The sequence below is a fragment of the Streptomyces sp. H27-H5 genome, from assembly GCF_026627505.1.
In the GTDB taxonomy this organism is placed as follows: domain Bacteria; phylum Actinomycetota; class Actinomycetes; order Streptomycetales; family Streptomycetaceae; genus Streptomyces.
Genome location: NZ_JAPNLK010000014.1, coordinates 1 through 20,968, shown reverse-complemented (window position 1 = coordinate 20,968; position 20,968 = coordinate 1). Strand labels below are relative to the sequence as shown.

Below are 20,968 nucleotides of genomic sequence, written 5' to 3'. Positions count from 1 at the left end.
CAGAGCCTACCCGCCCCGGTACGAGGTCTTCGGCAAGAGGCATAGTAGGTGCCCGGTCAGACAATCGAGGCTCGGGGACCGTACTCACCGACCGGGCCGTGCGGGGAGAAGCAGGCGGCCATGGCATCACGACGTGATGAGCTCAACGCGTACACCTTTGCGAAGCGGCGTACGGTGGCGGCCTTCCTCCAGCCGTCCGCCACCGGCACCGAGGAGGGCGCGCCCAGGCCGCTGCGCGCCGTCCTGCCCGGAGTGGTCGTCGGGGCACTGGTGTTGGCGGGCTTCGGAGCCTGGGGCATGTTCAAACCGCAGGCCCCCAAGGGCTGGGCCGAGCCGGGCGCCACGGTCATCGTCGGCAAACAGTCCACGACCCGCTACGTGGTCCTGTCCACCGAGATCAACGGCAAGGCCCGGACCCGGCTGCACCCGGTGCTGAACCTGTCCTCCGCCCGACTCCTCCTGGATCCCTCGAAGTTCAAGGTCGTCCAGATCGACGACAGGATCCTCGACGCCGGCAAGCCGCCGCGCGGCCCGATCATCGGCATCCCCTACGCCCCCGACCGGCTGCCCACCGCCGCGGACGCCGGCAAGGCCAAGCGCTGGGCGGTCTGTCAACAGCCCGGCGGCAACGGCCAGGGTGTACAGACCGCCGCCTTCGTCCTCGCCGACCGTGAGGCGGGACGCGTGGACGACGCCGGCAAGGTCACCGGCGGCCAGCTGCTGTACGTCCGGAACACCGGCGGCGCCAAGGAGCGCTACCTCGTCGACGCGGGCGGCACCAAGTACCGCTTCCCCGAGGGCACGCCGGACGCGGGCACCCTCACCACCGCCCTCGTCGGTACCGGCGCCGTCCCGCAGTCCGTCACCGAGCAGTGGCTGGCCACCCTCAACCCCGGCGACGACCTGGCCTTCCCGCAACTGCCCGGCACGCCCGGCGCCGGCGCGAACGTGCAGGGCCTGGCCACCGCCGACAACAAGGTCGGCATGGTGCTCACCGCGCAGACCGGCGCCGGCGCCCAGCACTACGTGGTCCTGCCCGGACGGGTCGCCCCGGTCTCGGAGTTCGTTGCCTGGCTGTTGATCTCCGCGCCGGCGACCGACACCCTCGACATGCACGGCAAGGCCCGCGAGATCGACCTCCAGTCGCTCGACCCGGACGCCACCCCCTTCAAGAGCGAGGTCAGATGGCCGCAGCGACGCGGCCCCCAGCTCAACCGCGTCGCGCCGACCGCCGGCGCCGCCTCGGGAAGCGAGCAGCGCGACACCGTCTGCAACGTCCTGCGCTCGGTCGACGGCCAGGGCAGGCAGACCCTCAGCACCTGGGCCGGCACCGGATTCCCCCTCGACATCACCGCCGGCGGCACCAGCTCGTACGTCACCCCCGGCACGGGTCTGCTCTACACCCAGACCCAGGGCCGGCAGACCACCGCCGGGGGATCCCTGTTCCTGGTCACCGACACCGGCCTGCGCTACGCGGTACAGGCCAACGGGGACAGCGACGCCGAGCAGTCGAAGATCGGCGCCGGCGCCCCGAAGGACCCGGCCGCCGACGGGCGTCCCGAGGCGAGCCAGGCGCAGATCCGGCTCGGCTACGGCGCCGTCACGCCGGCCATGGTGCCCCTCGCGTGGTCCGAGTTCCTCTCCAAGGGCCCGCGACTGGACACCAACTCCGCCCGCCAGCCGCAGGGTTCGTGAGGACGCCGCCGATGCCCGAGACGCCGATGCCCCGCCCCCGCCCACCCCGCGCGCCCCGTGCCTCCCGGGCCCTGCGACCCGGTCCGGCGCGCGTGAGCGCGCGGGCCGCGCTCCTCGCCTCCGCCCTCGCGCTCGTCACGGTCCCGGCGGCCGCCGCCGCGCCCCGGGCCTCGTACGCCGCGTCCCCCGCATACGCCGTGTCCCCCGCATACGCCTCGTACGCCTCCCGGGTCTCCGGAGCCGGTGAGTGCACCTTCCCCATGAAGAAGCAGATCGCCGATCGCCCGTGGGCCCTGCAACGGGTGCTCCTCGACTCCCTCTGGGCTCGGACCAAGGGCAAGGCCAAGGACGGGACGAGCATCCGCGTCGCGGTCATCGACACCGGCGTGGACCGGGCGAACCCGCAGCTCAGCGGGGCCCTCGACATCGCCGCAGGCAAGGATTTCGTTGCCCCCGAGGGCGGCGACGGCACCGCCGACACCGTCGGCCACGGCACCAAGGTCGCCGGACTGATCGCGGCCCGCCCGCAGGAGGGAACCGGCTTCGTCGGCCTCGCCCCCGAGGCCACCGTCATCCCCATCCGGCAGAACGACGGCCAGGGCAACGGCAACGCCGCCACCCTCGCCAAGGCCATCGACCACGCCCTGGCCAAGGGCGCACACGTGATCAACATTTCCCAGGACACCGACGCGCAGCTGAGCGCGGACTCCGACCTGGCCAAGGCCGTCAGGCGCGCCATCGACGCGAAGGTCGTGGTGATCGCCTCGGCGGGCAACGACGGCCTCGGCGGCCGGAAACGCAAGACCTACCCGGCGGCCTTCCCCGACGTCCTCGCCGTGGGCTCCTCCGACCGCAACAACGAGCGGGCCTCCTTCTCCCAACCCGGCGACTTCGTCGGCGTCGCGGCCCCCGGCGTCGACATGGTCTCCACCGTCCCCGGCTTCGGCCAGTGCATCGACAACGGGACGAGCTTCTCCGCACCGTACGTCGCCGGCCTGGCCGCCCTGCTGCGCGCCGAGCACATGGACTGGACCCCGCGACAGATCGTCTGGCAGATCCAGAACACCGCCGAGCGCGCCGTCAACGGCCGCGACGACTACGTCGGTTGGGGGGTCGTCGACCCGGTCCGCGCGGTCACCCAGGACAGTGAACCCCCGAAGCCCCCCGTCCCGGACCCCGGACTGCCACCCGCGGCCGCCCCGGAGGCCGCGCGACTGAGTCTCACCGAGACCGCGCAGGAGCGCGAGGAGCGCCTCGGCACCTACGCCCTCGGGATCGGCGTGGTCCTCATCGGCGTCATCGCGGGGACCGCCACCGTCATCCGCGACGCCCGCCGCCGCCGTTTGCAGTGAACGGTCACCGGCCCACGAAGGCCGTGGGGCACCGGTGTTGGACCGGTGCGACGGAGTGACTAGAGTGACGCCGAGCTTCACGACTGTGATCGGGGGATCGCGTGGAGCGGAGGGGGACTTCCGAGGCGAGCGGCTCCACGCCGCGCCGGGAACATCCGTTCCGCCACGCAGTCCGCCGGTTCTGCCGGCGAATTGAGATGTAGAGGAGCTTCGGATGACGAACAATTTCGGTCTCGCGGACGATCCGGTCGTCAAGGCGGCCAACAAGATCTCCGAGACGGCCCAGGCCGTCACCACCCAGTCACGTGAACTGGCCGACATCGTCGCGACGGTGAGCGCCGGTTGGACCGGTGTGGGTGCCGGTGGATTCGCCAAGGCCCAGGAGGACATCAACCTGGACCACGACAAGATCCGCCGTCTGCTCGGGGTGCTGCACCACGCGATCTCGCAGACCAAGAACCTGAGCAACGCCCAGGACGAGGACGTGCGAGCGACCTTCGCCGCCGCCAACAAGTCCGGTCTGAACAACATCTGACCCGGCGTCGTCACCCGTCAAGCCCCAGCGCGAAGGAGAAGACCATGGTTGACCCCGGCCACACCCGGGTCCGGTACGAGACCGTCCAGCAGATGGCCGACCGCATCCGGATCGTGTCGAACAACATCCTCAAGGACCTGGCCGAGATGGAGCAGGCCGTCAAGGTCGTCACCGACACGTGGGACGGTGAAGCGCACCGCGAGTACGTGGCCCTCCAGACGAAGTACAAGGCCGCGGCCGACCACATGCAGAAGCAGCTGGAGACCGTCGCCAAGCTCATCGAGGCCGGCAAGGGCGACTACCGCGCCACCGACGTGAAGGCCTCGCGCCTGTTCACCGAGGCCTACTGAGCCGGTAGCCGGTAGCCGGTAGCCGGTAGCCGGTAGCCGGTAGCCGTCTCCCGGCACCCCGCCGCCGAGCGCCTGAACGGGGCGCGCCCGCACCGGGCGCGCCCCGTCCGCGTCTCCCGACGCCCGCCGACCTCAGCGCAGGTCGAACTCGCCGTCCCTGGCGCCGAGCACGAACGCCTCCCACTCGGCGGCCGTGTACCGCAGCACCGTCTCCCGGTCCAGCGAGGACCGCATGGCCACCGCCCCCTCGGGAAGCTTGGCGATCTCGACCCGCTCCTCGTCGGGACTCGTCCCGGGCGGGCCCTCCCACTCGACACCGCTGATGTCGAGCGCGTACAGCTCGTCCTTCTCCTGCTGGGACCCCATGGCGCGGCCTTCCCTTCGTACGACGGCGGTGCAGCGTTCTGGCCCGATTATCGACGCCGGCGCCACGGGCGGGGGAGCGATTCGACTTCTCGGGCCGGCCTCACACCGCGGAGTTCGGCAACCGCCCGATCTGCACCAACGACGTGCCCCGCTTGCGCGAGGCATAGTAGCCCCGGCCCGGCGGCATCGGACGCGGCCGGACACTGCCGATCAGGTCACCCTCGGACGGGTCGCCCGACAGCACCACGCCCTGCGCCCCCAGCTCCTTGATCCGCTGCATGAACGGCTCGTACAGGGAACGCGAGGCCCCCGCCGCGTTCCGGGCGATGATGAAGCGGACGCCGGTGTCCCGGGCGAAGGGCAGGAACTCCACCAGCGCGGCCAGCGGATTGCCCTGACTGCTCGCGACCAGGTCGTAGTCGTCGATGATGATGAAGACGTCCGGGCCCGTCCACCAACTGCGGTCCCGCAACTGCTGCGGGGTCACGTCATCGGGCGGCCGGCGCCGGGAGAACACCCCGCCCAGCGCCTCCATGTGCATCTGGAGGGAACTCGCCATCGGCGCGTACTCCAACAGGTGCTCCTCCGGGAGCGCCCCGAGCAGCCCCCGCCGGTAGTCGCCGACCACCAGTTTGGCCTGGTCGGGGGTGTACCGGTCGGCGATCTGCCGGGCGATGAGCCGCAACAGGTTCGTCTTGCCCGACTCGCTCTCGCCGAAGACCAGGAAGAACGGGTCGGTCTCGAAGTCGACGAACACCGGCTCCAGGTCCGTCTCCCCGATGCCGATCGAGATCCCGCGCGAGGGGTACTCCCCGCCCTTGGGCAGCCGGTCGGTGTGGAGCAGCCGCGGCAGCAGCCGCACGCCGGGAGCCGATGCGCCCGTCCACGCCTCCTTCACCGACGCCACGAACGCCGCCGTGGCCTCCGACAGGTCCTCCGCGCTGTGCGAACCGTCGATCCGCGGCAGCGCGCCCAGGAAGTGCAGCTTCTCCGGCACCTGACCGCGACCCGGCATCCCCGTGGGGACGTTCGCGGCGACCCGCCGGTCGAACTCCGAGTCCATGACGTCGCCGAGCCGCAGTTCCAGCCGACTCAACATCTGGTCCTTCAGCGCGGACCGCACCTCCATGTAGCGCGCGGCCGTCACCACCACGTGGATCCCGTACCCCAGACCGCGGCCGGCGATGTCCGTGACGACCGGCTCCAAGCCCTCGTACTCGGTACGGAAACCGCCCCACCCGTCCACGATCAGGAACACGTCGCCCCACGCCTCGCCGGGCAGATCGCCCGCCGCGCGCCGCCGACGGTAGGTGCCCATCGAGTCGATGCCGTGGGCGCGGAAGAACTCCTCGCGCCGGTCGAGGATGCCCGCGACCTCCGCGACCGCCCGGCGCACCCGCTCCGGATCGAGCCGCGAGGCGATCCCGCCCACGTGCGGCAGCTCCGCGAGCGACGACAGACCGCCGCCGCCGAAGTCCAGACCGTAGAACTGCACCTCGCGCGGGGTGTGCGTCAACGCGAACGAGGAGATCAACGTCCGCATCAGGGTCGACTTGCCCGACTGCGGACCGCCCACCACCATCATGTGGCCCGCCGCGCCCGAGAAGTCCCGATACAACACCTCACGCCGCTGCTCGAACGGCTTGTCGATCAGGCCGAGCGGCACGACGAGCCCGCCGGGCCGCGTGTACCCCTGCGCGTGCAACCCGCGGTCCGCCGACGGGGCCAGGGCCGGCAGCAACTGGTCCAGCGGCGGCGCCTGGTCCAGCGGCGGCAGCCACACCTGGTGCGCCGGCACGCCCTGGCCCTCCAGCCGGCCCACGATCACGTCCAGCACCGTGTCCGCCTGCGCGTCGTCCCCCTGCGCGGCGGCCCGCGCCGCCAGGTACGCCGGGTCCGGCGCGGCGTACACCACCGGCACCGGCGCCGCCGTGAACCGCACGGGCCGGCGCTCCAACGGGAACAGCCCCACCGACAGGTCGGGCCCGCCCGAACGGTAGGTGCCCGACACGTACGCCGCCTTGAAGCGGGTCATCTCGTCCGTACCGAACTTCAGGTACCCCGAACCCGGCACCGACGGCAGGTGGTACGCGTCCGGCACCCCGAGCGCGGTCCGCGACTCGGCCGCCGAGAACGTCCGCAGACCCACCCGGTAGGAGAGGTAGGTGTCCAGCCCGCGCAGCTTGCCCTCCTCCAGCCGCTGCGACGCCAGCAACAGGTGCACGCCCAGCGAACGCCCGATGCGGCCGATCTGGATGAACATGTCGATGAAGTCGGGCTTCGCCGTCAACAGTTCGGAGAACTCGTCGATGACCAACACCAGCGAGGCCAACGGCTCCAGCGGCGCACCGGCCGCCCGCGCCTTCTCGTAGTCGTGGACGTTCGCGTAGTTGCCCGCCGACCGCAGCAGCTCCTGCCGGCGCTGCAACTCGCTGCGGATCGAGTCGCCCATGCGGTCCACGAGCGTCAGGTCGTCCGCCAGGTTGGTGATCACCGCCGCCACGTGCGGCATCTGCCCCATGCCCGTGAACGTCGCACCACCCTTGAAGTCGGCGAGGACGAAGTTCAGCGTCTCCGAGGTGTGCGTGACCGCCAGGCCCAACACCAGCGTCCGCAGCAGCTCCGACTTCCCGGAGCCGGTCGCACCCACGCACAGACCGTGCGGACCCATGCCCTCCTGGGCTGCCTCCTTGAGGTCCAGCATGACCGGGGAGCCGTCCTCGCCCACTCCGATCGGCACGCGCAACCGTTCACCGGCCGATCGGGGCCGCCACGTCCGCGACACGTCGATGGAGGCCGCGTCACCCAGGTTCAGCAGGTCCGTGAAGTCCAGATTCGCCAACAAGGGCTCGTCCTCGTCACCGCCACCCGTGCGCAACGGCGCCAACTGCCGGGCCAAGGCCTCCGCCGCGGGCAACGACAGGGTGTCCGGCACCCCTTCGTACGCGATGCCGCCGCCCGACTCCAGTCGCAACCGACCCGGCCGCACCACCACGGACAAACCGCCGCGCGGCTCGTCGAGCTCTCCCGGAACCACCTCGACGACGGTCACGCCCTGGAGGCCCTCGACCGCCGCGAACACCGAGTCCGGCGGCACGATCCCGCCGTCCAGCACGATCACCAGGTGCGGCTGGTCCAACACGGGGGAGACCTCCCGGCTGAAGCGCGGCCGCCCCTCCAGGCGCGGGGCCAACAACCCCTCCAGCTCACCCAGGTCGTCACCGAACAGCCGCTTCGTGCCGGCGCCGTCCACCTGACCCGGCACCTGCGTGTGCGGCAACCACTTCGTCCAGTCCCACGAGGGCACCGCCCCCGGCGCGGCCACCACGGCCACCATCAGGTCCTCGGGGGAGTGCAACGTCGTCAACTGCGCCACCAACGCCCGCGCCGTCCCGCGCGCCGACTCCGTCTCCCCGGACACCGTCACGTGGTAGAACGCCCGGATCGACACCGCCACCGGCAGCCCGTCCAAGGAGGAGTGCACCTTCAGGAACCGCTGCATCGCGCCCGCCGTCAGCGGCTCCAGCTCGTCCACCGGCGCCGTGTCCGGAGCCACCAACGCGGTCGCCAGCCGCTGCGGGCCGAGCCCCAGCCGCGCCTGCCCGAAGTCCGCGTCCCCGACCCGCCGTTCCCACAGCCGCGATCCCTCGGCCACCACCGACCACAGCTGCTCCGGAGCCGGGTGCAGGTACCACTGCGCGTCGCGCTGCGCCCGCGCCGTCCTGCGCACCTGCCGGCGCGTCTGCGCCAGGTACTTCATGTAGTCCCGGCGCACGTCCGCCATTTGCCCCTGTGTACCGCGTCGGTGACGCACCAACTGGGCGATCACCATGCCCACGGTCGACGCCAGCATCAGCACGCCCATGATGCGCATGAAGGGCGCCGTACCCGGCATGAAGAAGAAGACGACCGACGAACCCATGCCGAGCATCGGCAGGAGCTGCATCAGCATGCCCTCCTGCTGCCCGCGCGGCAGCTCCGGCGGCGCCTCCATCCTCAGTTCGTCCGAAGGGACTTCGGGCGGCAGCGCCCGGGGCGGGCGCTTGACGACGATCTGGCTCACCGGAGCATCAATCCCTTGGAAACGGACGGGACGTCGCGACCGACGCCCCCAAGTCCCGCACACGGAGGGGGACTCCTCCGCGCGACGGCGATCCTACGTGCCGGCCCTCGGACGCAGGCCCGGTAGGGTGACCGCGCGCGGCATGCGCAACCGCGAATCGGCCCGCGCACGCACGCGGTCGAGCACGCCAACCAGGGGGGTCACACAGGTGAGTACGGCCGAGGCGACGGGTTTCTGCAGGGTCACCGTCGTGGCCCCGGACAGCCGGATAGACGTGGCCCTCCCCGAGGACATCGCCGTCGCCGACGTCTACCCCGAACTGCTGCGCCTCACCGGCCAGACCCAGCCCGTCGGCGCACCGACCGGCTTCCACCTCGTACGCCGCTCCGGGGTGGTCCTCGACGGCGCCCGCACCCTCGCCGCCCAGCAGGTCCTCGACGGCGAGGTGCTCAGCCTGCGCCCCTTCGCCGAGTCCCTGCCGCCCGCCGTCTTCGACGACGTCTCCGACGCCGTGGCCTCGGCCGTCGTCCGCGACCGCCACCGCTGGAGCGACGACATGCTGCGCGGCGCGGGCCTGGCGGGCGCCGCCGTCCTGCTCGTCCTGCTCGGCTTCGTCCTCTGGTACGCCGACCCGGTCCGCCACGACATGCACGGCCTGCCCGGCGTCATCGCCGGAGCCGTCGCCGTCCTGCTCGTCGCCGCCGCCGGCGTCCGCGCCCGGGTCTACGACGACCGGGGCTCCGCCGTCGCCCTCGGTCTCGCCGCCCTCCCGCACCTGCTGATCGCCGGCTCCGGCATCGTCGCCCCCGCGGCCGGCCAGGGACCCGGCCGCCTCCAGTTCCTCCTCGGCTGCCTCTGCGCCCTCGTGGCCGCCGTCGCCCTGGTCGCCCTCACCCCGAACGGCGACGCCCCCTTCGTCGCGGCCACCTTCCTGGCCGCCACCGGAACCCTCGCCGCCTTCGCGGCCATCGCCACCGAGGGCTCCGCCACCGCCACGGCCGCCGTCTGCGCCCCCGCGGCCGTGGGCCTCGTCGCCTTCCTCCCCGGCCTCTCCGCCCGCTTCGCCCGGCTGCCCATCGGCTACGCCGCCCCGCAGAGCTCCGCAGGCGACCACGAGATCCCCGATCGGCACGAGACCCGGCCGTCCGGGGCCCCGACCGACCCGGCAGACCCCGGCGCCGAGGCCCGGCGCGACCCGGCCGCCCTCGACGCCGAGGCCATCGCCGTCCAGGCCCGCCGCGGCCACGAGATGCTGCTCGGCCTCGTCGGCGGCTGCGCGGCCGTCGCCGTGGGCGCCGCCGCCGTCCTCGGCTTCTCCGACGACACCTGGGGCCGACTGCTCGCCCTGGCCACCGGCCTCGCCATGCTGCTCAGGGCCCGGCTCTTCCGCCACACCTCGCAGGTGGTGTGCGCCCTCGCCGCCGGTCTCGCCGCCGTCGCCCTGCTCGTCCTGGGCCTGGCCCTGCACCCGCCGGCCGACCTCGTCGCGGAGCTCCTGCGCCACGGGGGCCGCGGCGCACTGGACCTCCGTACGATCTGGCTCTCGGCCGCCGTCGCCGCCGGCGCGGTCCTCCTCACCACAATTGCGCTTGTCATCCCCCGCAAGGGCCTGTCACCCTTCTGGGGACGGACGCTCGACCTCACCGAGGCCGCAGTGCTGCTCAGCCTGGTCCCGCTGACCCTGGCCGTGCTCGACGTCTACTCCCGGGCCCGCGCTCTCACCAGCTGAGACTGCCGGGACCCGGCAGCCTGGTACGCTGTGTGACGGCCGTTTGTGTACGCGCCCCCGGAGATCTTCTGGAGGCTGCGCTCAGCGGACCCCGCCTCCCGAGTAACGGAAGATCCCCAGAGAATTCGACCTGGGGCACTCGGTGGCAACGAAGACCCAATACTGAGGAGTACGCGTGCCGCTCGACGCCGCAACGAAGAAGCAGCTCATCGAAGAATTTGGTGCCAAGGAGGGCGACACCGGCTCCCCCGAGGTTCAGGTCGCGATGCTCTCCCGCCGCATCTCGGACCTGACCGAGCACCTCAAGACCCACAAGCACGACCACCACTCCCGTCGTGGTCTGCTGATCCTGGTCGGCCAGCGTCGCCGCCTGCTGCAGTACCTGGCCAAGAAGGACATCCAGCGCTTCCGTACGCTGGTCGAGCGCCTCGGCATCCGCCGCGGTGCGGCCGGCGCCAAGTAAAGACGCTGTGAAGGGAGCGGTTCCCACACGAGGGAGCCGCTCCCTTTGCTGTACGTGCGCGACGCACCACACGCTTTGTAGTCTGGAAGCACACGCGCACAACCGAAGAGGAGGAGCGCCCTCCCTACGCCGCCGGTCCTCGGTAGTGGCATCCGGAAAGCCCAGCGAGGGCAACGAACCGGGTGCTTCGATCGAAGACCGGCCCGCACGCCAGGAGCGCTTCTCCAACACCGTTCGTCACCACACGGGTGACGGACGGAGACGACGAAAATGGAGATATCGCTAGTGGAGAACGAGACCCACTACGCCGAGGCCGTCATTGACAACGGTTCCTTCGGCACCCGCACCATCCGCTTCGAGACGGGCCGTCTGGCCCGCCAGGCCGCCGGCTCCGCCGTTGCCTACCTGGACGACGACACGATGGTGCTGTCCGCCACCACCGCGTCGAAGAAGCCCAAGGACCAGCTCGACTTCTTCCCCCTCACGGTGGACGTCGAGGAGCGGCAGTACGCGGCCGGCAAGATCCCCGGCTCCTTCTTCCGTCGCGAGGGCCGGCCCTCCGAGGACGCGATCCTCACCTGCCGCCTGATCGACCGCCCGCTGCGCCCGTCCTTCAAGAAGGGCCTGCGCAACGAGATCCAGGTCGTCGCGACGATCATGGCGCTCAACCCCGACCACCTGTACGACGTCGTGGCGATCAACGCCGCCTCCGCGTCCACCCAGCTGGCCGGCCTGCCCTTCTCCGGCCCGATCGGCGGCGTCCGCGTCGCGCTGATCCGCGGCCAGTGGGTCGCCTTCCCGACGCACACCGAGCTCGAGGACGCCGTCTTCGACATGGTCGTCGCGGGTCGCGTCCTGGAGGACGGCGACGTCGCGATCATGATGGTCGAGGCCGAGGCCACCGAGAAGACCATCGCCCTGGTCAAGGGCGGCGCCGAGGCGCCGACCGAGGAGGTCGTGGCCGCCGGCCTCGACGCCTCGAAGCCCTTCATCAAGGTCCTCTGCAAGGCCCAGGCCGACCTGGCCGCCAAGGCCGCCAAGCCCGAGGGCGAGTTCCCGGTCTTCCTGGACTACCAGGACGACGTGTACGAGGCCCTCTCGGCCGCCGTCAAGGGCGAGCTCTCCCAGGCGCTGACCATCGCGGGCAAGCAGGACCGCGAGGCCGAGCTGGACCGCGTCAAGGAGATCGCCGCCGAGAAGCTCCTCCCGGCCTTCGAGGGCCGCGAGAAGGAGATCTCCGCCGCCTACCGCAGCCTCACCAAGGCCCTGGTGCGCGAGCGCGTCATCAAGGACAAGGTCCGCATCGACGGCCGCGGGATCACGGACATCCGTACCCTCGCCGCCGAGGTCGAGGCCATCCCGCGCGTGCACGGCTCGGCGCTGTTCGAGCGTGGCGAGACCCAGATCCTGGGCGTCACCACCCTCAACATGCTCCGCATGGAGCAGCAGCTGGACACCCTCTCCCCGGTGACCCGCAAGCGCTACATGCACAACTACAACTTCCCGCCGTACTCCGTCGGCGAGACCGGCCGCGTCGGTTCGCCGAAGCGCCGCGAGATCGGCCACGGCGCGCTCGCCGAGCGCGCGATCGTGCCGGTCCTCCCGACGCGCGAGGAGTTCCCCTACGCGATCCGTCAGGTGTCCGAGGCCCTCGGCTCCAACGGCTCGACGTCCATGGGCTCGGTCTGCGCCTCCACCATGTCGCTGCTGAACGCCGGTGTGCCCCTCAAGGCCCCCGTCGCCGGCATCGCCATGGGTCTGATCTCGCAGGAGATCGACGGCAAGACCCACTACGTCGCCCTCACCGACATCCTCGGTGCGGAGGACGCCTTCGGCGACATGGACTTCAAGGTCGCCGGCACCAAGGAGTTCGTCACCGCGCTCCAGCTGGACACCAAGCTCGACGGCATCCCGGCCTCGGTTCTGGCCGCCGCCCTCAAGCAGGCCCGCGACGCCCGCCTCCACATCCTCGACGTGATGATGGAAGCGATCGACACGCCGGACGAGATGTCCCCGAACGCCCCCCGGATCATCACCGTCAAGATCCCGGTGGACAAGATCGGTGAGGTCATCGGCCCCAAGGGCAAGATGATCAACCAGATCCAGGAGGACACCGGCGCCGAGATCACGATCGAGGACGACGGCACCATCTACATCGGTGCCGCCGACGGCCCGGCCGCCGAGGCCGCCCGCGCCACGATCAACCAGATCGCCAACCCGACCATGCCGGAGGTCGGCGAGCGCTACCTGGGTACGGTCGTCAAGACCACCACCTTCGGTGCCTTCGTCTCCCTCATGCCGGGCAAGGACGGCCTGCTGCACATCTCGCAGATCCGCAAGCTCGCCGGTGGCAAGCGCGTGGAGAACGTCGAGGACGTGCTCGCGGTCGGCACCAAGGTCCAGGTCGAGATCGCCGAGATCGACTCCCGCGGCAAGCTCTCCCTCGTCCCCGTGGTCGAGGGCGAAGCAGCCGACGCCGACGCTGACAAGGACGACTCCGACAAGTGACGTCGCGTAGTTCCCGTGTGACGGCCCGCCCCTCTTCGGAGGGGCGGGCCGTCGCCCGTACCCAAACCCTGCTCAAGGGGCAGAACGGCATCGGCACCGTCCGGCGCACGGTCCTGCCCGGCGGACTGCGCATCGTCACCGAGACGCTGCCCTCCGTCCGCTCCGCCACCTTCGGCATCTGGGCGAACGTGGGCTCCCGGGACGAGACGCCCACGCTCAACGGCGCCACGCACTACCTGGAGCACCTCCTCTTCAAGGGCACCGACAAGCGCAGTGCCCTCGACATCTCCTCCGCGATCGACGCGGTCGGCGGCGAGATGAACGCCTTCACGGCGAAGGAGTACACCTGCTACTACGCACGGGTGCTCGACACCGACCTGCCGCTGGCCATCGACGTGGTCTGCGACATGCTCACCGGCTCGCTGATCCGCGAGGAGGACGTCGACGCCGAGCGCGGCGTCATCCTCGAAGAGATCGCCATGACCGAGGACGACCCGGGCGACTGCGTGCACGACCTGTTCGCGCAGACCATGTTCGGCGACAGCCCGCTGGGCCGTCCCGTCCTCGGCACCGTGGAGACGATCAACGCGCTCGGCGCCGACCGGATCCGCCGCTTCTACAAGAAGCACTACGACCCGACCCACCTGGTCGTGGCCGCGGCCGGCAACGTCGACCACAACAAGGTCGTACGTCAGGTCCGCGCGGCCTTCGAGAAGGCCGGCGCCCTGGGTCGCACCGACGCCGAGCCGATCGGCCCGCGCGGCGGCACCAAGCGGATCCGCACCGCCGGCCGCGTCGAACTGGTCAACCGCAAGACCGAGCAGGCCCACGTGGTCCTCGGCATGCCCGGCCTCGCCCGCACCGACGAGCGCCGCTGGGCGCTGGGCGTGCTGAACACCGCCCTCGGCGGCGGCATGTCCTCCCGGCTGTTCCAGGAGGTCCGCGAGAAGCGCGGCCTCGCCTACAGCGTGTACTCGTACACCTCGGGCTTCGCCGACACCGGCCTGTTCGGCGTGTACGCCGGCTGCCGGCCCAGCCAGGTCCACGACGTGCTGCGGATCTGCCGGGACGAGCTGGACAAGGTCGCCTCGGACGGGCTCACGGACGAGGAGATCAGGCGGGCCGTCGGCCAGCTGTCCGGCTCCACGGTCCTCGGCCTGGAGGACACCGGTGCCATCATGAACCGGATCGGCAAGAGCGAGCTGTGCTGGGGCGACCAGATGTCGGTCGACGACATGCTGGCCCGGATCGCGGCCGTGACCCCGGACGACGTCCGGGCCGTCGCGCAGGACGTGCTGGCCCACAAGCCGTCGCTCGCCGTGATCGGACCGTTGAAGGAGAAGCAGGCCGCCCGCCTCGACGAAGCGGTCGCCTGAGATCCTGGGTTCCCGGGTGCCGGTCCGCCCCGGCCGGCCGGCACCCGGCCCTGTGAGACGCAAGCGAAGGAAGCACGAGCATGAGCAGCAAGCTGCGGGTCGCGGTTCTCGGCGCCCAGGGGCGCATCGGCGCCGAGGCGGTCAAGGCCGTCGAGGCCGCCGAGGACATGGAACTGGTCGCCGCGCTCACCCGCGGGGACAAGCTGGAGATCCTGACCGCCGCCGGCGCCCAGGTCGTCGTCGAGCTGACCACCCCCGCCGCCGTCATGGACAACCTCGACTTCTGCGTCCGGCACGGCATCCACGCCGTCGTCGGCACCACCGGTTGGAACGAGGAGCGCCTGGCCGAGCTGAACACCTGGCTCGCCGGCTCCCCGGAGACCGGGGTGCTCATCGCCCCCAACTTCTCCATCGGCGCCGTTCTCACCATGAAGTTCGCCGCTCAGGCCGCCCGCTACTTCGAGTCCGTCGAGGTCGTCGAGCTGCACCACCCCAACAAGGTGGACGCCCCCTCGGGCACGGCGACCCGCACCGCGCAACTCATCGCGGCCGCCCGCGCCGAAGCCGGTCTGGGCGCCCAGCCCGACGCCACGGCCACCGCCCTCGACGGTGCCCGCGGCGCCGACGTGGACGGCGTCCCCGTGCACGCCATCCGCCTGCGCGGCCTGCTGGCCCACCAGGAGGTGCTCCTCGGCGGCGAGGGGGAGACCCTCACCATCCGTCACGACTCCCTGCACCACAGCAGCTTCATGCCGGGCATCCTGCTCGGCGCACGCCGCGTGACGCAGACCCCGGGCCTCACCTTCGGCCTGGAACACTTCCTCGACCTCGGCTGATGAGCAGGCAGTAGTACCCATGCGCGCGAAGATCACGTACTTCCTCACGGCCGCCGTCCTGGTCGTCTACTTCGTCCTGGTCGGTAGCCGGGGCCTGATGCTGCTTCAGCACGGCACCTGGCTCACCGTCACCATGGGCCTGTCCGTGCTGGTCCTGCCGGTCATCGGCATCTGGTTCCTCTGGAAGAACACGCGGTTCGTCACCAAGGCCAACCAGCTCGCCGCCGAGCTGGAGGCCGAGGGCGCCCTGCCGGCGGACGAGCTGGAGCGGGACCAGTACGGGCGGATCCTGCGGGACTCCGCCGACGAGGTCTTCGCGCGCCGCAAGGTCGAGACCGAGGACGCGCCGGGCGACTGGCGCAGCTGGTTCCGGCTCGCCGTGGCCTACCACGACGCCCGCGATACCCCGCGGGCCCGCAAGGCCATGCAGCGCGCCATCGCCCTGCACGACGGAAAGCCCGTACAGGTCTGATTCCCGTACGGGCTCCACGTGCGCCGGGGACGGCTCAGGCGGGGACGGCCCGGTACTCGTCGGCCCACGCCTCCACCATCCCGGCGGCCCGGTCGAAAGCCTCGGACCGGGCCAGGAAATCGGCGTTGTGGTCGGTCAGGAGCACCGGCAGTTCGGCGCCGTCGCGCGCCGCCGCGGTCAGGGCCTGACCCTGCACGGTCCTCGGCAGTCCGAGCCAGCGCACCGGCTGCTGCACGGTGCGAATGCTGTCGATCTTGCTCCAGGCGACCGAGCGCGTCCCGAAGAACGCCACCCGGCGCAGCCCCGTACGACTCACCCAGACACCCATGCGCAGCAGGCGCAGGGTCGCGCCGACCACGGCGAGCGCGGCCGCCAGGGAGAGCAACGCCCCGCCCCAGGTGCCCGCGAAGGCGACGATCATCGTGGCCAGGAGCATGAAGGCGGAGAGCAGCAGCAGCAGCGCCGCGACGGCGACCCGCCAGGGACCGGGACGGTAGGGCCGCCGCCAACGGTCGGGATCGTCGTGGGGCAGTGTCTCTTCTTCGTGCGCGTCGAAGACGCCGTCGGCCGTCAAGAAGGGCAGGGGCACGGCTGGACCTCACTCACATGCACGTTCGGTTGGGCTGTGCCCGTGAGGCTACCGCCCCTCGGACGCCTCCGACTGCTGTGACTTCTGGGGCGCCTTGTGCGGCTGCAGTGCCGGCATGCCGAAGAGCAGCGAGCCGACGAGCCCCGCCACCACGGTCAGTCCGACCAGCGTACGGGCGGCGATCTGCGTCTTGGCCAGACTCTCTCGCGGCGGTGGAGTGACGTTACTGCGGAATCGGTCGGCCTCGGCGACGAAGGCGAAGGGGACGGGTTCGCGCCGGCGAAACATGGAGGCACTCTCCTCACGGTCAGGGCCCGCGGGCCACGTGGTGCGTTCTCCAGGTAAGACGTCCGAAGTCCCCGATCCGTGCCGCGAATCGGAACATTCACCGAATCACGTGGCGGAGCGTCAGCTGTACGGGTGACCCCGCCACCGCCCCGGCCTGGGAATCGAGCCGTTCCCCGCGCCGTAGAGTGGGCGCGCCCCAGGTAATACCGTTCGGAAGGACCCCCGGTGAGCGAGAACGCCGCTTCAGACCTGAAACCCAGCTTCCGCAGTGACGTGACGGTGGAGCTGGTGAAGCACTCCGCCGCCGACTCCGACGTGCTGTGGGCCGCCCGTGTCTCCACGGCCGGCGAGCAGTCCCTGGAGGAGCTCCAGAAGGACCCCGAGCGCTCCAAGGGCCTCATCAACTATCTGATGCGCGACCGCCACGGCAGCCCCTTCGAGCACAACTCGATGACCTTCTTCATCAGTGCCCCGATCTTCGTGTTCCGCGAGTTCATGCGGCACCGCGTCGGCTGGTCCTACAACGAGGAATCGGGCCGCTACAGGGAGCTGGAGCCGGTCTTCTACGTCCCGGACGCGGATCGCAAGCTGATCCAGGAGGGCCGCCCGGGCAAGTACGTCTTCGTCGAGGGAACCGCCGCGCAGCAGGAGCTGACCAGCCGCGTCATGGAGGACTCCTACGTCCAGGCCTACCGGGCCTACCAGGAGATGCTGGCGGCGGGCGTGGCCCGGGAGGTTGCCCGTTCGGTCCTGCCGGTCGGACTTTTCTCCTCGATGTACGCCACCTGCAACGCGCGCTCGCTGATGCACTTCCTCGGACTGCGCACCCAGCACGAGCTGGCGACCACCCCGTCCTTCCCGCAGCGGGAGATCGAGATGGTCGGCGAGAAGATGGAGCGGCACTGGGCCGGTCTCATGCCGCTCACGTACGCCGCGTACAACGCGAACGGTCGCGTTGCCCCGTAAGGCCGGAGCCACGCCCGGCGCACAGATGTGCGGCGCAAGTCCCAAGTGTCCGTATTGCGGCGTTTCGTAAAGTTCATCTAGGCTGATCAAACGGACCCGGCACTGCTTGAACCCCCGAGCAGGCAGTGCCGGGCTCCAACACTCGGTTCACGTCCCCCGAGGGGACACCGCGAGCATGGCAGCGAGTAGCGTGTTACCCATGGCTCCGATCTCGACTCCGCAGACCCCCTTCGGGCGGGTCCTCACCGCCATGATCACGCCGTTCACGGCTGATGGCGCACTCGACCTCGACGGCGCGCAGCAGCTCGCCGTCCACCTGGTGGACGCAGGCAACGACGGCCTGATCATCAACGGCACCACCGGTGAGTCGCCGACCACCACCGACGCGGAGAAAAACGACCTCGTACGAGCCGTACTCGAAGCCGTCGGCGACCGCGCCCACGTGGTGGCGGGCATCGGCACCAACGACACCCGGCACACCCTCGAACTCGCCCGTCAGGCGGAGCGCACCGGCGCCCACGGCCTGCTCGCGGTGACGCCGTACTACAGCAAGCCGCCGCAGGAAGGCCTCTACCGGCACTTCACGGCGATCGCGGACGCCACCGAGCTGCCCGTCATGCTCTACGACATCCCCGGCCGCAGCGGTGTCCCGATCAACACCGAAACGCTCGTCCGGCTGGCCGAGCACCCCCGTATCGTTGCCAACAAGGACGCCAAGGGTGACCTGGGCCGCGCCAGCTGGGCCATCGCCCAGAGCGGTCTGGCCTGGTACTCCGGCGACGACATGCTGAACCTGCCCCTCCTGTCGGTCGGCGCGGTCGGATTCGTCTCCGTGGTCAGCCACGTGGTCACCCCCGAACTCCGCGCGATGCTCGACGCCCACCTGGGCGGCGACGTCCAGAAGGCCACCGAGATCCACCAGAAGCTGCTCCCCGTCTTCACCGGCATGTTCCGCACGCAGGGCGTCATCACCACCAAGGGCGCCCTCGGCCTGCAGGGACTTCCCGCCGGCCCGCTCCGGCTCCCGCTCGTCGAGCTGACCGGAGAAGAGACGGCGCAGCTCAAGATCGATCTTGCCGCCGGCGGGGTACAGCTCTGACAACAGACTTCACAACTGAACAAGCACAATCCGAAACCGCATAAGCAAGTGCACGAATGACATGCGCGCCACGTGCCTACGAGGTACGTGGCGCGTGTGGTGAGGAGACACTTTTGAGCCATCCGCATCCTGAACTGGGCCCGCCGCCGAAGCTCCCCAAGGGCGGCCTCCGGGTCACCCCCCTGGGTGGCCTCGGCGAGATCGGCCGCAACATGACCGTCTTCGAGTTCGACGGTCGCCTGCTGATCGTCGACTGCGGCGTCCTCTTCCCCGAAGAGGAGCAGCCGGGCATCGACCTGATCCTGCCGGACTTCTCGTCCATCCGGGATCGCCTCGACGACATCGAGGGCATCGTGCTCACGCACGGTCACGAGGACCACATCGGCGCCGTCCCCTACCTCCTCCGGGAGAAGCCGGACATCCCGCTGATCGGCTCCAAGCTGACGCTCGCCCTGATCGAGGCGAAGCTCCAGGAGCACCGCATCCGCCCCTACACCCTTGAGGTGAAGGAAGGCGAGCGCGAGAACCTGGGCCCCTTCGACTGCGAGTTCATCGCGGTCAACCACTCCATCCCGGACGCGCTGGCCGTGGCCATCCGCACCGGCGCCGGCATGGTGGTGTGCACCGGCGACTTCAAGATGGACCAGTTGCCGCTGGACAAGCGCCTCACCGACCTGCACGCCTTCGCGCGTCTGAGCGAGGAGGGCATCGACCTCCTCCTCTCGGACTCGACGAACGCCGAGGTCCCGGGCTTCGTCCCGCCCGAGCGCGAGATCTCCAACGTCCTGCGCACGGTCTTCGCGAACGCCCACAACCGGATCATCGTGGCCAGCTTCGCCAGCCACGTGCACCGCATCCAGCAGATCCTCGACGCGGCCCACGAGTACGGCCGCCGTGTGGCCTTCGTCGGTCGCTCGATGGTCCGCAACATGGGCATCGCCCGTGACCTGGGCTACCTGAAGGTCCCGCCGGGCCTGGTCGTGGACGTGAAGACCCTCGACGACCTGCCGGCCCACGAGGTCGTCCTGGTCTGCACGGGTTCCCAGGGCGAGCCCATGGCGGCCCTGTCCCGCATGGCGAACCGCGACCACCAGATCCGGATCGTCCCCGGCGACACGGTGATCCTGGCGTCGTCCCTGATCCCGGGCAACGAGAACGCGGTCTACCGCGTGATCAACGGCCTGACCCGATGGGGCGCCAACGTCGTGCACAAGGGCAACGCCAAGGTGCACGTCTCCGGTCACGCCTCCGCGGGCGAGCTGCTGTACTTCTACAACATCTGCAAGCCGCGGAACCTGATGCCGGTCCACGGCGAGTGGCGCCACCTGCGCGCCAACGCCGAGCTCGGCGCGATGACGGGTGTCCCCAAGGACCGCATCGTCATCGCCGAGGACGGCGTGGTCGTCGACCTGATCGACGGCAAGGCCCGCATCTCGGGCAAGGTCCAGGCCGGATACGTGTACGTGGACGGCCTCTCGGTCGGCGACGTCACCGAGGCGTCGCTCAAGGACCGCCGCATCCTCGGCGACGAGGGCATCATCTCGGTCTACGTGGTGGTCGACAGCACCACGGGCAAGGTCGTGAGCGGCCCGAACATCCAGGCCCGAGGCTCCGGCATCGAGGACTCGGCGTTCACCGCGGTCCTGCCGAAGATCGAGGAAGCCATCGCGCGCGCCGGCGCCGACGGCGTGGCCGAGCCGCACCAGATCCAGCAGCTCATCCGCCGCACCATGGGCAAGTGGGTCTCGGACGGCTACCGCCGCCGCCCGATGATCCTCCCGGTCGTCGTCGAGGTCTGAGCCTCGCCGTAACGCCCGTATCGGAGCGGGGCAACCGGATTTGCATCCGGGGGCCCCGCTCCAGTACGTTTACGTCTCCACCTCGCACGGACCCGGGCACACACGTGTGCCCGACCGACCATGCGAGCGGGTGGGAATCAAGCACTCAGGACACCTGATAAAGTCTGATCCACCCGAAAGGGAAAGGCCCTCCAACGGCCATCGAATTCAAATCCAAGTCGGAAACGACACGGAAATGATCTGATAGAGTTGGAATCGCCGGAAAGGGAAAACGCGAAAGCGAAGAACCTGGAAGGCGGAAACAAGCGAGACTGACTCTGATAGAGTCGGAAACGCAAGAACGAAGGAAGCGCCCGGAGGAAAGCCCGAGAGGGTGAGTACAAAGGAAGCGTCCGTTCCTTGAGAACTCAACAGCGTGCCAAAAATCAACGCCAAAAGTTGATACCCCGTCCATTTCGGTGGATGAGGTTCCTTTGAAAAAG

At 70.3% G+C, this 20,968-nt stretch carries 18 protein-coding genes; 13 read left to right on the top strand and 5 right to left on the bottom strand.

Annotated features, from left to right (window positions below):
- Window positions 1-120: 120 nt before the first annotated feature.
- From eccB to OTB19_RS09150, 4 genes are all read left to right on the top strand, one after another.
- Window positions 121-1,695 carry a type VII secretion protein EccB gene (eccB, locus tag OTB19_RS09165; protein WP_267797542.1) on the top strand — a complete coding sequence of 525 codons (1,575 nt, stop codon included), beginning with the start codon at window positions 121-123 and terminating at the stop codon, window positions 1,693-1,695.
- An 11-nt stretch (window positions 1,696-1,706) separates the two neighbouring features.
- Complete coding sequence (gene mycP, locus OTB19_RS09160) at window positions 1,707-3,047, top strand: type VII secretion-associated serine protease mycosin (protein WP_420716813.1); 1,341 nt, start codon at window positions 1,707-1,709, stop codon at window positions 3,045-3,047.
- 214 nt (window positions 3,048-3,261) lie between these two features.
- Complete coding sequence (locus OTB19_RS09155) at window positions 3,262-3,582, top strand: WXG100 family type VII secretion target (protein WP_267797541.1); 321 nt, start codon at window positions 3,262-3,264, stop codon at window positions 3,580-3,582.
- A gap of 44 nt (window positions 3,583-3,626) precedes the next feature.
- On the top strand, window positions 3,627-3,932 hold the full coding sequence (locus OTB19_RS09150; protein WP_267797540.1) for a WXG100 family type VII secretion target: 306 nt from the start codon (window positions 3,627-3,629) through the stop codon (window positions 3,930-3,932).
- A 132-nt stretch (window positions 3,933-4,064) separates the two neighbouring features.
- On the opposite strand, the gene OTB19_RS09145 is transcribed toward OTB19_RS09150, so the two are convergent.
- Together OTB19_RS09145 and eccCa are read right to left on the bottom strand one after the other, a co-directional pair.
- Complete coding sequence (locus OTB19_RS09145) at window positions 4,065-4,298, bottom strand: DUF397 domain-containing protein (RefSeq protein ID WP_053683900.1); 234 nt, start codon at window positions 4,296-4,298, stop codon at window positions 4,065-4,067.
- A gap of 100 nt (window positions 4,299-4,398) precedes the next feature.
- Window positions 4,399-8,361, bottom strand: coding sequence for a type VII secretion protein EccCa (eccCa, locus tag OTB19_RS09140; protein ID WP_267797539.1), 3,963 nt, complete (start codon window positions 8,359-8,361; stop codon window positions 4,399-4,401).
- A gap of 208 nt (window positions 8,362-8,569) precedes the next feature.
- Here eccCa and eccD point away from each other — a divergent pair, with 208 nt between their 5' ends.
- The 6 genes from eccD (at window position 8,570) to OTB19_RS09110 (ending at window position 15,745) form a co-directional block, all read left to right on the top strand.
- Window positions 8,570-10,090: a type VII secretion integral membrane protein EccD gene (eccD, locus tag OTB19_RS09135; protein WP_267797538.1), complete on the top strand. Its 1,521-nt coding sequence runs from the start codon at window positions 8,570-8,572 to the stop codon at window positions 10,088-10,090.
- Between the two features lie 175 nt (window positions 10,091-10,265).
- Window positions 10,266-10,553 (top strand): 30S ribosomal protein S15, encoded by a 288-nt coding sequence (gene rpsO, locus OTB19_RS09130; RefSeq protein ID WP_053683894.1) that lies wholly within the window; start codon window positions 10,266-10,268, stop codon window positions 10,551-10,553.
- Window positions 10,554-10,838: 285 nt separating this feature from the next.
- Window positions 10,839-13,061 (top strand): polyribonucleotide nucleotidyltransferase, encoded by a 2,223-nt coding sequence (locus OTB19_RS09125; protein ID WP_053683892.1) that lies wholly within the window; start codon window positions 10,839-10,841, stop codon window positions 13,059-13,061.
- Complete coding sequence (locus OTB19_RS09120; protein ID WP_267797537.1) at window positions 13,058-14,437, top strand: M16 family metallopeptidase; 1,380 nt, start codon at window positions 13,058-13,060, stop codon at window positions 14,435-14,437. Before OTB19_RS09125 ends, OTB19_RS09120 begins: the two co-directional genes overlap by 4 nt.
- A gap of 80 nt (window positions 14,438-14,517) precedes the next feature.
- Complete coding sequence (gene dapB, locus OTB19_RS09115; RefSeq protein ID WP_267797536.1) at window positions 14,518-15,273, top strand: 4-hydroxy-tetrahydrodipicolinate reductase; 756 nt, start codon at window positions 14,518-14,520, stop codon at window positions 15,271-15,273.
- A gap of 19 nt (window positions 15,274-15,292) precedes the next feature.
- Window positions 15,293-15,745: a hypothetical protein gene (locus OTB19_RS09110; protein WP_267797535.1), complete on the top strand. Its 453-nt coding sequence runs from the start codon at window positions 15,293-15,295 to the stop codon at window positions 15,743-15,745.
- Window positions 15,746-15,779: 34 nt separating this feature from the next.
- On the opposite strand, the gene OTB19_RS09105 is transcribed toward OTB19_RS09110, so the two are convergent.
- Together OTB19_RS09105 and OTB19_RS09100 are read right to left on the bottom strand one after the other, a co-directional pair.
- The gene (locus tag OTB19_RS09105) at window positions 15,780-16,334 is read right to left on the bottom strand and encodes a PH domain-containing protein (RefSeq protein ID WP_267797534.1); all 555 of its coding nucleotides are present in this window, start codon (window positions 16,332-16,334) and stop codon (window positions 15,780-15,782) included.
- Between the two features lie 48 nt (window positions 16,335-16,382).
- Window positions 16,383-16,622, bottom strand: coding sequence for a hypothetical protein (locus tag OTB19_RS09100; protein ID WP_053683883.1), 240 nt, complete (start codon window positions 16,620-16,622; stop codon window positions 16,383-16,385).
- 225 nt (window positions 16,623-16,847) lie between these two features.
- Between OTB19_RS09100 and thyX the strand changes: the two genes are divergently transcribed.
- From thyX to OTB19_RS09085, 3 genes are all read left to right on the top strand, one after another.
- Window positions 16,848-17,588 carry an FAD-dependent thymidylate synthase gene (gene thyX / locus OTB19_RS09095; RefSeq protein ID WP_267797533.1) on the top strand — a complete coding sequence of 247 codons (741 nt, stop codon included), beginning with the start codon at window positions 16,848-16,850 and terminating at the stop codon, window positions 17,586-17,588.
- 199 nt (window positions 17,589-17,787) lie between these two features.
- Entirely contained in the window at window positions 17,788-18,687 is a 900-nt protein-coding gene (dapA, locus tag OTB19_RS09090) for a 4-hydroxy-tetrahydrodipicolinate synthase (protein ID WP_267797532.1), read from the top strand.
- Between the two features lie 113 nt (window positions 18,688-18,800).
- Complete coding sequence (locus OTB19_RS09085) at window positions 18,801-20,486, top strand: ribonuclease J (protein ID WP_267797531.1); 1,686 nt, start codon at window positions 18,801-18,803, stop codon at window positions 20,484-20,486.
- Window positions 20,487-20,693: 207 nt separating this feature from the next.
- Here OTB19_RS09085 and OTB19_RS09080 read toward each other — a convergent pair.
- A partial coding sequence (locus OTB19_RS09080; RefSeq protein ID WP_267797530.1) for a hypothetical protein occupies window positions 20,694-20,968 on the bottom strand: 275 nt, incomplete at its 5' end.